The sequence below is a fragment of the Gluconobacter cerinus genome, from assembly GCF_025961355.1.
Classification (GTDB): domain Bacteria; phylum Pseudomonadota; class Alphaproteobacteria; order Acetobacterales; family Acetobacteraceae; genus Gluconobacter; species Gluconobacter cerinus.
On the sequence record NZ_JAOQNM010000001.1, the window covers coordinates 2,738,680 to 2,752,912 of the forward strand.

Below are 14,233 nucleotides of genomic sequence, written 5' to 3' on the forward strand. Positions count from 1 at the left end.
ACCTGATTATGTTCGCCGATACTCTCAGAGCCACCTGGCGCACTCTTACCGGTCAGAAACGCTATACATTTCTCAATCTGGCGGGCCTCGCACTCGGCATTGCAGTGTTCCTTACGATGGCACTGATCGTACGTTACGAAAACAGCTACGACGCCAGCGTTCCTAATGTTTCCCACATTTATGTTCTGAACGAGGTATTTCGATCTGCCGGTCATGCGCCGTCCGAAAGCGATGACGTCAGTTTTGTGCCTTTTCCCTTCCTTAAGCAGGATTTTCCCGAGATTGGAGCAGCCATACGGATGCTGCAAGAACCGCTGGTTGTTCGGGCGGGGCTGACTCTGTCACAGGAAAAAGTAACGCTGACGGACCCCGCTTTCTTTTCCGTCTTCAAATTGCCGCTCCTCGCCGGAGATAGCTCTACCGCGCTGGACGGTCCGGGGAAGGTCGTGATTTCGACGGATATGGCGCGTAAATATTTCGGGACCGAACAGGCTTTGGGAAAGCGCCTGCGGATCGATAATGGTCAGACGGAAGCGATCGTAAGCGGCATTCTGGCGCCGCAGCCTCCGAACCAGACGATGGGGTTCGATCTCATCGAGGTCATTCCGACAAGCTGGCTCTCAAAATATGCCTTCACAAACTGGGGGTCTATGTGGGGAACACTCTGGGTTCGGGTCGACGATCCACGTGCTATTCCGCGCATCCAAGCTGGATTGGCGCATTATCCCTACCAGCATCCTGGCAACTGGACGAAGGATCTGCTTCAGGAAATATTCGGTGGCGGAGGACTGGAGCTGGTGCCACTGCAAGACCTCCATTTCCACGCGGCTGCCATTGGAGAAGGTGGAAACAGCCGTGCTCTTGTGCGTATCCTTGGTCTGATCGGACTGGCTGCTCTGGCAACAGCCCTCATTAATTATGTTAATCTGGCTACGGCACGCTCTGCCCTGCGGGCCCGTGAAGTCGCTGTCCGAAAAGTGCTGGGAGCAACGCGGCTGCGCCTGATTGCGCAGTTCATGACCGAAGCCTACGTGATGGTCATGATGGCCGCTGTTCTCGGATCAGTGTTTACGGAGCTGGCGCTGCACTGGGTCAATCTGTGGGGTGGTTGGGCCCTCTCGATGGACTGGGTATTTGTACTGTCCGTTAACGCGCTCGTCGTTCTGGGGGCCGGCACACTTGCAGGTTTTTATCCTGCGCTGATTATCTCCGGTTTTCGTCCGGCTGCCGTACTGGCAGCAAGCAAGACACCGGCTGGCGGTCGGATTGAAAGCAGACTGCGCGTTCTTCTGGTCGTACTCCAGTTCAGCTTTGCCATGACGCTTGCGATTTGCAGCCTCGTCATGGGACTCCAGGCACGTCACATCAGAATGCTGGATCGCGGCATGAAGCAGGACGGCCTCATCGTCATTCCATCGCTGAATGATGCCTCACTCGTCAGTCGACAAAGCGACATCATAACGCGGCTGGCACAGGTTCCGGGTGTGCGTATTGCGACACGCTCGGATATTTACCCTCACAACACCCTTAATAACGACGATTGGCTGCTTGCAGGGCATCCTGAAAAGCACGCGATGAACTGGGGCCGTGCGACCGACGGGTACTTCGACGCGATCGGTGCGCACCTGCTTGCAGGGCGTTTTTTCGATAGCCATCATGGGCAGGACTACCCGGTCGATCCACGTGCAGCGGGAAATGGCACCAGCGTCATTCTGACGCGCCTTGCGGCTGAGCGCTTTGGATTTTCCTCGCCCCAGGATGCTGTTGGAAAAGATGTTCAGGAAAGCGGTGCCCCTCAGACTTACCATGTCGTCGGAGTCATTGATGATATCCGGGTCCGCTCGGCGAATGCTCCCCTGAGGCCATTACTTTTTATGGGCGCATCCGGCTCGTTTTCCTATATTGGCGGCTTGGTCCGCTACAGTGGAACATCCACTCAGATTGAAATGGACCGCCTCGCCAGGGCATGGGCTGAAGTTGCGCCTGATGTGGCTTTCTCAGCGCAAACCGCATCTGACATCTTTGCGGACGATTATCGGCGGGATGAAAGTCACGGTGCCCTGTTTGGTATCGGTTCTGCGGTAGCCATTGGCATCGCGTGTCTCGGGCTCTACGGACTTTCCGCCTTTAACGTCTCGCGCCGCAGACAGGAGATTGGGATACGCAAGGTTCTTGGGGCCCGAACCCAGGATGTCCTTTGGCTTCTGCTCATCCAGTTTCTCCGGCCGGTTGTTTTTTCAAGTTTTGTCGCTTGGCCTACAGCCTGGGTGCTGATGCGGATCTGGCTATCGTCATTCAACGACCGGATCAGTCTCACGCCGATGCCGTTCTTCGCAGTCACGACAGTCGCGCTTTCTATCGCCGTTCTGACAATCATCGCCCAGGCCCGACGTATCGCGACACTGTCTCCTGCACGCTCTCTGCATCAGGCCAGATGAGAACCTTAAACAAATCGCCTCACTGTTGATCGCAACATGGAAGAACAAGCCCTATTTTCAGGGCATCCGGGAATTGTCACATGTCTGTATCAGTCAGTGGAAATTTCGTGATGTCACGATGATCTTTTCGGACTGTGTTTCCTGCCGCTCTCTGCCAACGCTGCGCAGAGAACGGTTTCCGACATCGGCCAGAAGCGAAGAAAAATCGATGATTTCGCGGGCGACGAGATGCACGACCTCGCCTTCTTTCTGAAGACGACCCTTTACGCCCAGCATCTGGCTGGATAGCACCACGCGGCGGTGTTTCTCGAACATGTCTGGCCAGACAATGACATTCAGCGCAGCGGTTTCATCTTCCAGAGTAAGGAAGACCACACCGTCAGCGGAGCCCGGACGCTGCCGCACCAGCACAAGCCCTGCTGCCGTCAGTCGGCGTCCGTCCTTTGCGTCCAGCGCCTGTCGGCAGGATACAATGCCCTGTTCGGACAAATCGCTGCGCAGGAAGGCGAGTGGATGGTCCCGTAGGCTAAGACCGGTCCGGTTGTAATCGCGTGTCACTTCGGCTCCTTCCCGCATGGGCCGGAGCAACACATCGGGTTCCTCTGCCTCGCGTTCCACCATGGCCGCAGCAAACAGCGGCAAGGGCTCGTCACGCAGGGCTCTGATAGCCCAAAGCGCCTCACGTCGTGCGAGACCGAAAGCCGGCCTGAAAGCATCCGCTTCCGCAAGATGCGTCAACGAGGCTGCCTTTACCCCGGCCCGACGCCACAGATCGTCTACCGATATGAACGGTTTTGCACCCCGCGCGATAACGATCCGCGCGGCTTCATCATTGGCAAGCCCTTTCACCAGGCTCATGCCCAGTCGGACAGCAAATCTGCCCTCTCCTGTCTCCGGCCCTTCAAGCGTACTGTCCCATCGTGACGCATTGATACAGATTGGCCTGATCTCAACGCCATGCTCGCGCGCGTCCCGCACAAGCTGGGCCGGTGCATAAAACCCCATCGGCTGGGAATTGAGCAGGGACGCCAGAAACACATCGGGATGTCTGCATTTCATCCATGAGGAAGAATAAGCCAGGATTGCGAAACTTGCCGCGTGGCTCTCCGGGAAGCCGTAAGACCCAAAGCCCTCAAGCTGCTGGTAAATCCGTTCGGCAAACTCTTCCTGGTAACCTTTCTCCTTCATGCCCTCGACCAACCGGGCCTGAAACTGGGAGACAGTTCCAGTATTCTTGAACGTCGCCATGGCGCGGCGCAGCTGATCCGCCTCGCTGGCTGAAAATCCCGCACAGACCATCGCGACCTGCATCGCCTGCTCCTGAAACAGCGGGATGCCAAGGGTCTTTTTCAGAACCTTCTCCAGTTCAGGTGTCGGATAGTCTTCTGATTCAAGCCCCTCGCGTCGTCTCAGATAAGGATGGACCATATCCCCCTGAATGGGACCAGGCCGCACGATCGCAACTTCAATGACCAGATCATAGAAAACGCGAGGCTTGAGACGCGGTAGCATCGACATCTGCGCCCGGCTCTCGATCTGAAACACCCCGATCGTATCCGCCTTGCGGATCATTGCATACGTGCGCGGATCCTCGGCAGGAATGGTCGCAAGCGTGAAATGCTGACCTTTGTGTTCGGCCAGAAGGTCGAGCCCTTTCTTCATACAGGTCAGCATCCCCAGCGCCAGACAGTCGACCTTCATGAATTTCAGGACATCAATATCATCCTTGTCCCACTCGATGATCTGCCGGTTCTCCATGGCCGCGGGCTCCACCGGGACCAGTTCATCCAGCCGGTCATGGGTCAGCACGAAGCCACCGGGATGCTGGGAAAGATGGCGTGGCACGCCCATCAGGCAGCGGGCCAGATCCAGGGTCAGACGGACGCGGCGGTCGGAGAGATCGATGCCGGTGTCCGTCAGCGTGTCTGTTTCCAGCTTTCGTCCCCAACCCCAGATCTGCCCGGAGAGCGTACGGATCAGATCTTCAGGCAATCCCATGACCTTGCCGACATCCCGCAACGCACCCTTGGCGCGATAACGCGTCACGACGGCCGTCAGGGCTGCGCGGTCCCGGCCATAGTGACTGTAAACCCACTGGAGGACCTCCTCCCGGCGCGCATGTTCGAAGTCCACGTCGATATCCGGTGGCTCGCGTCTCTCCTCGCTGATGAAGCGCTCGAACAATAGGTTGTTCCGGGCCGGATCGATGGCCGTGACACCCAGCACATAGCAAACGGCACTATTGGCGGCCGAACCCCGCCCCTGACACAGAATGCCCCGGGAACGGGCGTAACGGACGATACTGTGCACCGTCAGAAAGTAAGGTGCGTAATCCATGCGCGCGATCAGAGCGAGTTCATGATGAAGGCTCCTGCGAACCGCTTCAGGTATCCCCTCGGGATAGAAATTGTCCGCCCCTTCCCAGGTCAGGGCTTCAAGGGCCTGCTGCGGCGTCTGGCCCGGAACAGAGACTTCATCCGGATACTGATAGGCCAGATCATCAAGGCTGAATCTGCAGCGTTCCAGGATAGTCACGGACCGCGCCACAGCTTCCGGATACCGGCTGAACAGTCGGGCCATTTCTTCAGGCGGTTTCAGGTAGCGGTCCGCATGGCGCTCACGGGCAAACCCGGCGTCGTCGATGGTGGTGTTGTGCCGGATGCAGGTGACGACATCCTGCAGGATGCGCCGGTCATAGGCATGAAACAGCACGTCATTGGTTACGACTGTCGGCACTCTTGCCTGATGCGCCAGGTTCGCCAGTTCATAAATCCGCATCTGGTCATTGGGACGCCGGAGCAGCGTCAGCGCCATGAAAGCGCGATCGGCAAAGGTGTCTTTCAGCTTGCGCAGATGCAGGGCGCATGCGTCATCAGCCGTGTCTGGAATCAGGATGACAAGCAGCCCCTCACCCCAGTGAACCAGATCCTCCCAGACCAGATGGCACTTACCCTTCCCGGCGCGGGCCTTGCCTATGGTAAGCAGCCGACACAACCGTCCATAAGCGGCGCGGTGGGTCGGATAGGCCAGCACCGACGGAAAATCAGCAAAGTCGAGGCGACAGCCGACGACCAGTCGGATTCCGGCCGCTTTTGCCGCGACATGGGCCTGCACCATGCCTGCCAGAGAATTGCGGTCGCAGATCCCGAGCGCCTCAATCCCAAGCGCTTTTGCCTCCTCGAACAACTCGATGGGCGATGAGGCCCCGCGCAGGAACGAGAAATACGTTGTGACCTGTAACTCGGCATAAGGAGGTGCCGGGGACGTCACCCGAAAATGCCATGCAGAAACCATGCCTGCGATCCGGTCTCGCCATGCTCACCATCACCCGCGCGATAGAGCCAGAACCGTTCGCCGCTCGTGTCCTCCACCCGGAAATAATCCCGGGCGATGGTCAGTTCGGTGTCATCCTTCCACCACTCCCCGAAAACACGTTCCGGGCCATCCGCGCATTTTATCTTGCGCCGAACGCCACGCCAGATGAAGAACAACGGCGGCTGGTCGGGGAGTTCTGCCATGGCCTGCACCGGTTCGGGACGCGGCAGCAGACGTGTCGGACGTGGCCAGTGATCGGGCCAATCCTTTGCCTCTTCCGGGGCAAGAGCCGGCACGCGGCAGAAAGACCTTTCGGGGAGATCGCTCTCCACTGCGGCAAACCGATAAAGCGCATGGGTGCCGACCCGATTGGCCAGCGTGTCGATCAGGTCGGAAACATCGCTTTCTTCCTCTTCGATCAGGGAGGAGACGGTCTGGCGCCGGTCCATCGGCTCGGCCAGCGAGGCAATCAGCACCATACGCTCAATGCCGAAACCGGGATCGATGGTCTCGATCTTCTCGCACAGCAGCCGGGTCAGGCGCTTGACGTCCCGCACCGGCGTCGCCGTGGCAACGCGGACAGCTTCGGTGCGGCGGTCGACACGGTGCAATAGCAGATCAAGATGCCGCACACCCTGCCCGCGCTCGTCCAGCTTTTCACACAGCACAGGAACCAGCTTGCTGATATAGCGGGCGATGGTCTCCGCTGCCGCGATCGGCTCGGCAAAGTTTCGCACCACCTGCACCGGGTCAACGGGCCGGATCGGGATGATGGCCTCACTCACGCGACCGAAGGCCTGATCCAGTCTGCGGGCTATGTCGGGGCCAAAACGCAGTGTCAGCGGGGCACGCGGCATCGCAGCGAGCGGGCCAATACGCGACACGCCTAGCGCCATTAGTCCCTCGACACTCGTGGGAGGTAGACGCAGGGCTTCAATGGGCAAGTCAGAAAGGGCAGAAGCCACGTCGCCCTGGGGCACAACAGTCAGCGACGCCTGTCCATAACGGGCGAGCGCATGACCGGCGCCCCACGTCTCGGCTATGGCCGCTTTTGCTCTGAAGCCGGAACTGGACAGACGATGGATCATGTCCGTGAGCATGGCACGCTCGCCACCATGAAGATGGTCGGCTCCCGTGGTGTTTAGAATTAGGCCATCTGGTGGATCGGTTGCGACGAGAGGAGAAATCCGGTGCTGGAACCACAAGGCCAGCTTTTCCAGCCCCTGCCGGTCGCCGTCGGGATCGGCATCCATGAAGACCAGATCAGGATAGAGCGCCTGCGCCTTGGCGACCGGCGTGCCAGGACGCAGACCCAGCCTGCGGGCCGCCAGGTCAGCCGACAGCACAACGCGACGACGCCCATCCCGCCCTACCAGCGCCAGAGGGAGATCAGGCGCGGGCGCGTCGTGCCCCAGCCGCTTCCTGATCCGGTCTGTTGGCCAGAGCGGCAGGTAGAGCGAGACCACCCGCGAGACAACGACTGTAGGCGAGCCTCCCTTTGGCATCGCAGGCCTCCACTTCAAAATCAGCACATTCGCCCGCACGGGCACGGATCAGTTCCAGCAACCAGCGGGGCCGACCCACTCCCGGCACCGGCAACCCAACCGAGGGCAATACGGACACCCGCCAGCGCGTGGCACTGGCCGTCGGCTGACCAAAATCGGCGGCCTCGGTCTGACGGCGCCAGCGCCGGATCGCGAGGCCAAGCGCGCCAGATGTTTCAGCCGCCAGTTGCAGGCGACGGGACGCCGTCATCGACAGACGCGCTACATCTGCGACCACGGCCCCAAGACCACCATGCCGCAGCCCCTCCTCGAAACACGCCAGAACGTCAGCCTCCGAAGCGGCCTCGACATAGATGACCCTTCGACCGGACAATCCGGCCTGTTTAAGCGCGGGACCAAACACATCCTGGCGGGTGACGATCCACAACACTTTGCCGCGTGTCCGGGCCGCGATCCCGGCGACGAACTGTCCAGCTGCCGCACCATGCAGCGCATCATTGCCGCCACCAGCCACTTCATGGAGAGCCCCCAGCGCGAGCCCTCCCCCTGGCAGACGACTGTCGATCTCCTTCACGCCAAAGGGCAGCACAGACCGACGCCGGTTCGTATGACCTTCCAGACGACTGATGGCCGCACGCAACGTCTCCAGCGCTGGTTTCATGTCGGGAGAAGCACTCATTGCACAGGTCCGTCGCTCCTTGTCTAACAGAATTTTAAGGTTGTATGTTCCTGTTTTGTTCTTATGTGGTTGCGCAAGTCAATGCCAATTTGCACCTGACAGGTAGGATGGTTCCCCACTCGTTGCTCAGGCAAATTCCGGGAGGTGACGTAAAGACTTGAAGGTAGAGGATTCTTCCTCCTCATTTCCCCCCCCCAGTGTGAAACCTAGGGGAGAATTCACATGCGCACAGCCGACGCTGCCATGACAACATTGGCAGCCTGAGGCAAAGGCTTCAGGGGCTTTATCTGGATGGATCTTTGAGCTTCCCGACCTCACCAGAAGCAACATGTAATATCCGCTATGAGGGGAAAGCGGAAGGTCCGGTTTGCATACCCGGCTCATTGGAAGCGGACATTGGCTACTTTTAGCTTGAAACAGAAGTGGCCGAAGGTGTATCTACAATGTAGATACACAAAGGAGAGATCCAATGCATGGGACCGTTCGCAAATGGGGGAACAGCGCTGCCATCCGTCTACCAGCCAATATCCTTGAAGCGGTTCACCTACAGATCAATCAGACTGTTGATGTCCGGGAAGAAGATGGGCGTATCATCATTCAACCGGTTCACTCTGCTGTCCTTTCGCTGGACACCCTGACTGCCGCCATCACGGATGATAACCGTCACGGTGAAGTGAGTTTTGGGCCTGAAATTGGCGGAGAGATCTGGTAAATGTCAGCATGGGTGCCAGATTGCGGAGACATCGTCTGGCTAGAGTTTGATCCTCAGGCAGGGCGTGAACAATCTGGGCATCGCCCGGCTGTGGTGCTTTCCCCAGTTAGTTACAACAAAAAATCTGGTATGATTGTTTGTTGCCCGACAACGACAAAAATCAAAGGGTATCCCTTTGAAGTGCCTTTGACAGGAGAGCCGACAAGCGTGGTTCTCTCTGATCAGGTTCGCAGTCTTGATTGGCGCGCCAGACGAGCAAAGCATAAAGGTCGGGTCTCCGAAAGAGAACTGGAAGCGGTGCGCGAACGAACAAGACTACTCGTCGGGTGACTGGGGGAAGCTGACGGTTCGGCTATGGTTCATCTGAACGCGGAACTGGACACGTCAGACTGACAAAATCATGCCAAGACAGCCATCATGCCATAGCAGAACCACCATCGCGTGGATCAGTCCGATAGGGTAATGACGATTTTCCCGATATGTTTGCCAGACCTTATCCCTCTTTCCTCCAGAGCATCTCTGAAACAGTCAGCGTCATTATCCATGATCGGCCAGCATCCATTGTACGATGGGAAGGCTGTCGAGAAGAGTTGCGGCTCCGAAAGGTGATTTTCCAGAGGTCCAGTTCCCTCAGCTAACCGGATACCTCTGCCTTATGCGGAGCACTTACCTTGCGCGGTCGCATCAGCGCATACACCAGGATAGACGAGAACAATGCGAAGGCTGCTGCGACCAGAAGGGTAATTGAAAAACCATCAGCGAAGGCATGATGGGCCTTTTTGATAGCCAGATTGCGAGAGCCGTTTCCCAGTCCGGCGAGTGCATCGGACAGATCTCCTGCGACGATAGCATCAGCAAATTCCAGAGGATGCCCACATCCCTCTCCGCAGCCCAAAGCCACAATCCTGCTTCTGACCGTTGTCGCCAGGATCCCGCTGAGCATGGCAAAGCCCAAGAGAATACCGGAAAAGCGCGAGGTGGTACTGATCCCCGAAGCCATCCCCGACCGTTCCCGAGGAACAGTGCTCATGATCGCCTTCTGCGTCTCGCCGTTGAGAAGACCACCCCCACTTCCGAGAACGACCATTCCGCTCATAACAACCGGCCAGGAAGACAGGGCTGCACCCCACGCCGTAAGAGCATTTCCGGCCGCCACAAACCCCAGACCGGTCACCAGGACGCCATGTGACGAGATGCAACGTTCGACCATCCTTCCAACGTGTGGAAAGATCAGCATCGCAAGAGCGAAAGGCAGCATGGACAGGCCGGCCTGCAACGCTGAGCGGCCCAGTCCATTCTGAAGAAACAGGGGAAGCATTGAAGCCATCACCTGCGCTGACGCGGCATAGGCGAACATTGCCCACACTCCTCCAAGGAAGCGAGGATTGGAAAACAGTTTCAGATCCAGCATGGGACGGGTCTGTGCCCGTTCAACAGCCACAAAAATGCCCAGAGCGATCCCGCCTCCGAGAAAGCCGCTGATGGCATGCCACGATCCCCAGCCATGTGCCTGTCCATTGATCATGCCCCATGTCATTCCGAACATGAAAGATGCAAAAAGCACAATTCCGGCCGGATCAAGGCTACGTGCATCCGTGTCCTTCGTTTCCCTGACAAAGACAGTGACCGACCAGGCAAGAAGAAGGCAGATCGGGACATTGATGTAAAAAGCCCATCTCCAGCCAAGCGCAGACGCGATAACCCCGCCTGATACCGGGGCAAGCACCATCGTAAGCCCCATGATACTTCCCCAGACGGCCCAGGCCCGGTTCCGTTCAGCCGGATCGTGAAATGTGTGACCAATGATTGCCAGTGCCGGCGCCAGCAGAAAGGCCGCACTGACTCCCTGCAAGGCGCGGGCGATGTAAAGGGCCTTTGCAGACGGAGCAAGGCCGCAGAGCAGCGAGGTCGCCGCAAATGCAAAGATGCCACTCAGGTAAATGCGGCGGCGTCCGTACCGATCGGCAATAGCTCCTGCAGGCAGAAGCAGGGATGCAAAACAGAGTACATAGGTGCTGATCACCCATTCGACGTCTGCAAAACTGGCCTGGAATTCGCGTGCAATTGTCGGCAGGACGATTGCGACCATGTTGGTATCGAGAACCGTCAGAGCGCAGCCGGTCGATGCGGTCAGAAGGACGAAAAGCGGATTGAGGGGCCGTATCGGGCCCCCTCGCCCCCTCATAGGTCCCCTCCAGCACGACGGGTGGCCATTACAATCCGGGTGGATACTCTATCTGGTTTCATCATGAAAAATCTTCCTGGAGATCAGCATGTCCCCAGGCTACCGGCTGCGTTTATTGTCGTCATTTTGCATGATTTTTGATATTATTAGGTATTACCTAATAATATCCGGAATCCGAAATGGAACTCAGACATCTCCGGTATTTCGTCACCCTGGCTGAAGAGCTTCACTTCGCGCGAGCGGCAGAACGATTGAACATTGCCCCGCCAACCCTGACGGTACAGATCCAGGAGATTGAGCGGACATTGTCGGCGCAACTGCTGGTTCGAACAAAACGTTCCGTTGCGCTGACTTCTGCAGGCGAAGTATTCTTGGCCGAGGCCCATCGGGTTCTCAAGCAGTTTGATCATGCTGAACAGGCTGGCCGTCGTGCCGGTCGGGGTGAACTGGGACGCATAGAAATCGGGTATGTCGGATCTGCCGCCTATACCGGGACGTTGCAAACGCAGATGGGTCAGTTCGCCCGGAACTATCCTGGTGTCTGTCTGAATGCGCGCGAATTTGCGATGGACGGGCTTCCGTCTCTTGTTGCCGGAGGGGAGGTCGATATCGGTTTCATCCGTCTGCCCATAACGCTGCCACCTTCTGTCGGCCATCACGTGCTGATCCGGGATCATTTCTGCCTGGCCGTCTCTGCGTCTGAAGATCTGGGCGACACCCAAAAACCCATTGCGCCTGACGCTTTATCGACAGCCTCGTTCGTAATGCCTGAGCAGAAGTTCGGAACACTTCAGGTTGCCAGCCGGGGACAATTCACGCCGAGAATTGTCTCGACATCGGGAAGTCTTCTGGCCGTCCTGACGCAGGTCTCAATCGGAAAGGGTGTTTCCGTCATTCCAAGCGCGATGCGGACCGTTGTCACGCTGCCGGGGATTATTTTCCGCGATATCTCTGGCGAACCCATTGTCTCGGAGGTTGCGGCGATCTTCCGGATTGATGAAGTAGCCCCGGCTGTCCGGAATTTCATCACCCAGATTCAGATATCTGTTGTGTGAAGAGACGGTGAGGAATCCCTGATGCAGACAATCACGAGCAGGTCAGAACAAACCGCAGCCTTATGGCAAGCCTACCTTCTTGACCCTTAGAAGCGGGATATCAGTCTTCATGCTACGGACACCTTTGATCCGGGCGAGACACTCGCTCTGAAACCGTCTCAGGCCTGAAAGATCTTCAGCCACGACCCGCAACAGGAAATCGCAGTCTCCTGCCAGGACATGAGCTTCGATCACATGTGACAGTTTCCCAATTTCGTTAACGAAATGCTCGGACTGTCTTTCATCTTCTCCTGTCAGCCATATCCTGACGAAAGCCGTCACTCCATATCCGAGTTTTCCGGGATCCACGACCGCACCATATCCGTCAATGACGCCATTTTCTTCCAGAATACGGACGCGTCGCAGGCATGGTGAGGGAGAAAGTCCCACCCGTCTGGCAAGCTCATTGTTGGGACAGCGGCCGTCTTGCTGAAGAACACGAAGAATCCGCCTATCAATCGCATCAAGGGTCATTGGCATATCATATCAATCCTGAACAGTATCTCACAATTATATGCCAATTTGACAGGGATCCAGAAGCACATACGCAACCCTGCACCGTCGTGATTTCGCTATTCTGCCTGTCCCATGACCGCCTGAACGCGGCACGGAGCGTGCCTAAAAGATGAAAGAACGGAAGATGAGGGTGCTGCATGAATTCGCCAGAAGCGTGAGATCGCGCCTGTGAGCCTTCATATACTTCTTGCCTTTTGGGCGGTCTCCATCGCTCTTGCCGCCACCCCTGGCGCCGACTGGGCTTATGTCATTTCAGCTGGCATACGTAGCCAGGCAGCAGTCATTCCTGCGGTTTTCGGATTGTTTCTGGGTTACCTTGCCATCACCTGCCTGGTTGCGGGAGGTATCGGTGCCCTTGTGGTGAGCGTTCAACTTGCCATCACGATCCTGACGTTTGCAGGTGCGGCTTACCTGATAAAGCTTGGAATATCTCTTTTGCGTAATCCCCCGTTGCCCAAGGAGGGGGACGATCAGGAAACAGGCACAAGGCGATGGATTACCAAGGGGTTTGCCATTAGCGGCCTTAACCCAAAGGCTCTTTTGTTTTTTCTCGCGCTTCTCCCGCAATTTACAACTCTGGCAGGCGCATGGCCCGTTTTCCTTCAAATCGCGGTTCTGGGCACCATTCATATCGTCAACTGTGTCATGATCTATCTTGCAGTTGGTTTTGGAGCACGCAGCGTCTTACGGGAGAGACCCATGGCTTCCAGAATTACAGGCTATGCTTCTGGAACAATCATGATTGCGCTTGGATGTCTTCTTCTCGCAGAACGCCTTATGAAGATTTCTTCTTCATGGACGTGATGTCATTCATCTTTGCAGCCGCAGTCCTGGTCCAATGATTTCCAGTAACCAGTCAACAAAGACCCGGACACGTGGAGAAAGCTGTCGGTTGCTCGGATAAAGGACTGAAAGCGGTGTTGGGGTGGGAGGAAAATCTGCCAGAATCTCGACAAGCGTACCCTTTGCAAGGTCTTCATCCAGACCGTAGCGCGGTGCCTGTGTCAGGCCAAAACCAAGCCGGGCAGCCGCTGCATTGGTATCAGCGCCTCTGACCAGAAGCCGCGCAGGAAGCTCCCTCTCGATCACCCTGCCCTCATGTGTAAACTCAAGCGGTAACGGATGGCCGGTCCGCGACGACACGAAGCCGATCATCTGATGCCCTTCAAGAGTATCAGGTGTGGCGGGAGTTCCATGTCGCGCCAGATACTCCGGACTGGCAACGGTGATTTCTTCCAGAAGGCCCAGAGAGCGAACCACCATGTCGCTGTCGGTGAGCCTCCCGGCCCGTACAACGCAGTCTACCCCTTCGCGCACCAGATCGACGAACCGCTCTCCTTCTCCCAGATCCATGATCAACGCCGGATGCTGCTCAAGGAAGCCTGGAAGTGCGGGCAATATTACTTTGCGCGCAAGATGACCGACCACATCCAGGCGCAGCTTACCGGCAATAACGCCACTCGCACTGCGGTCTGCATCCTCAAGATCTGCGAGAATGGCAACGCAACGGCGATAGTAAGCTGCCCCCTCCATCGTTGGCTCGACATGTCGGGTGGAGCGCTGGAGAAGCCGGGTGCCCAGCCTTTGCTCCAGAGCCTTGATTGCGGCGCTCGCGACAGGGCGGGAAATGCCACACGCGGCGGCTGCCGCACTGAAACTGCCGCGATCAATAATGCGTACAAAAAGGTCGAGAGTGGCGAGCCTGTCCATAAAATTGTTCCATTACCTAAAACAATACTGCCTGAAAGAGCGATCTTATCGGAACTGCGGTCTTTCTTCACATTGGCCC

General features: G+C 57.3%; 11 protein-coding genes. 5 read left to right on the plus strand and 6 right to left on the minus strand.

Annotated features, from left to right (window positions below; genetic code table 11):
• Window positions 1-8 precede the first annotated feature (8 nt).
• Window positions 9-2,438, plus strand: coding sequence for an ABC transporter permease (locus M2305_RS12775; protein WP_264649551.1), 2,430 nt, complete (start codon window positions 9-11; stop codon window positions 2,436-2,438).
• Window positions 2,439-2,531: 93 nt separating this feature from the next.
• Here the strand turns inward: M2305_RS12775 and M2305_RS12780 are convergent, their stop codons facing one another.
• From M2305_RS12780 to M2305_RS12790, 3 genes are read right to left on the minus strand one after another with little or no spacing between them, the layout of a single operon-like run.
• Window positions 2,532-5,732 (minus strand): error-prone DNA polymerase, encoded by a 3,201-nt coding sequence (locus M2305_RS12780; RefSeq protein ID WP_264649552.1) that lies wholly within the window; start codon window positions 5,730-5,732, stop codon window positions 2,532-2,534.
• On the minus strand, window positions 5,705-7,258 hold the full coding sequence (locus M2305_RS12785; protein WP_264649553.1) for a Y-family DNA polymerase: 1,554 nt from the start codon (window positions 7,256-7,258) through the stop codon (window positions 5,705-5,707). The genes M2305_RS12780 and M2305_RS12785 overlap by 28 nt, the downstream gene beginning before the upstream one ends.
• Window positions 7,143-7,937 (minus strand): ImuA family protein, encoded by a 795-nt coding sequence (locus M2305_RS12790; protein ID WP_264649554.1) that lies wholly within the window; start codon window positions 7,935-7,937, stop codon window positions 7,143-7,145. The genes M2305_RS12785 and M2305_RS12790 overlap by 116 nt, the downstream gene beginning before the upstream one ends.
• Before the next feature lie 469 nt (window positions 7,938-8,406).
• Here M2305_RS12790 and M2305_RS12795 point away from each other — a divergent pair, with 469 nt between their 5' ends.
• Both M2305_RS12795 and mazF read left to right on the plus strand, forming a co-directional pair.
• Entirely contained in the window at window positions 8,407-8,649 is a 243-nt protein-coding gene (locus M2305_RS12795; protein WP_264649555.1) for an AbrB/MazE/SpoVT family DNA-binding domain-containing protein, read from the plus strand.
• The gene (gene mazF / locus M2305_RS12800) at window positions 8,650-8,979 is read left to right on the plus strand and encodes an endoribonuclease MazF (RefSeq protein ID WP_003618720.1); all 330 of its coding nucleotides are present in this window, start codon (window positions 8,650-8,652) and stop codon (window positions 8,977-8,979) included.
• 304 nt (window positions 8,980-9,283) lie between these two features.
• Here the strand turns inward: mazF and M2305_RS12805 are convergent, their stop codons facing one another.
• The gene (locus M2305_RS12805) at window positions 9,284-10,834 is read right to left on the minus strand and encodes an MFS transporter (RefSeq protein WP_264649556.1); all 1,551 of its coding nucleotides are present in this window, start codon (window positions 10,832-10,834) and stop codon (window positions 9,284-9,286) included.
• Window positions 10,835-11,013: 179 nt separating this feature from the next.
• Between M2305_RS12805 and M2305_RS12810 the strand changes: the two genes are divergently transcribed.
• Complete coding sequence (locus tag M2305_RS12810; protein ID WP_264649557.1) at window positions 11,014-11,889, plus strand: LysR substrate-binding domain-containing protein; 876 nt, start codon at window positions 11,014-11,016, stop codon at window positions 11,887-11,889.
• Between the two features lie 60 nt (window positions 11,890-11,949).
• Here M2305_RS12810 and M2305_RS12815 read toward each other — a convergent pair whose 3' ends face one another.
• The gene (locus M2305_RS12815) at window positions 11,950-12,408 is read right to left on the minus strand and encodes an Lrp/AsnC family transcriptional regulator (RefSeq protein ID WP_264649558.1); all 459 of its coding nucleotides are present in this window, start codon (window positions 12,406-12,408) and stop codon (window positions 11,950-11,952) included.
• 204 nt (window positions 12,409-12,612) lie between these two features.
• Between M2305_RS12815 and M2305_RS12820 the strand changes: the two genes are divergently transcribed.
• Window positions 12,613-13,248, plus strand: coding sequence for a LysE family translocator (locus M2305_RS12820; protein ID WP_264649559.1), 636 nt, complete (start codon window positions 12,613-12,615; stop codon window positions 13,246-13,248).
• 6 nt (window positions 13,249-13,254) lie between these two features.
• Here the strand turns inward: M2305_RS12820 and M2305_RS12825 are convergent, their stop codons facing one another.
• Window positions 13,255-14,154, minus strand: coding sequence for a LysR family transcriptional regulator (locus M2305_RS12825; protein WP_264649560.1), 900 nt, complete (start codon window positions 14,152-14,154; stop codon window positions 13,255-13,257).
• Window positions 14,155-14,233 lie beyond the last annotated feature (79 nt).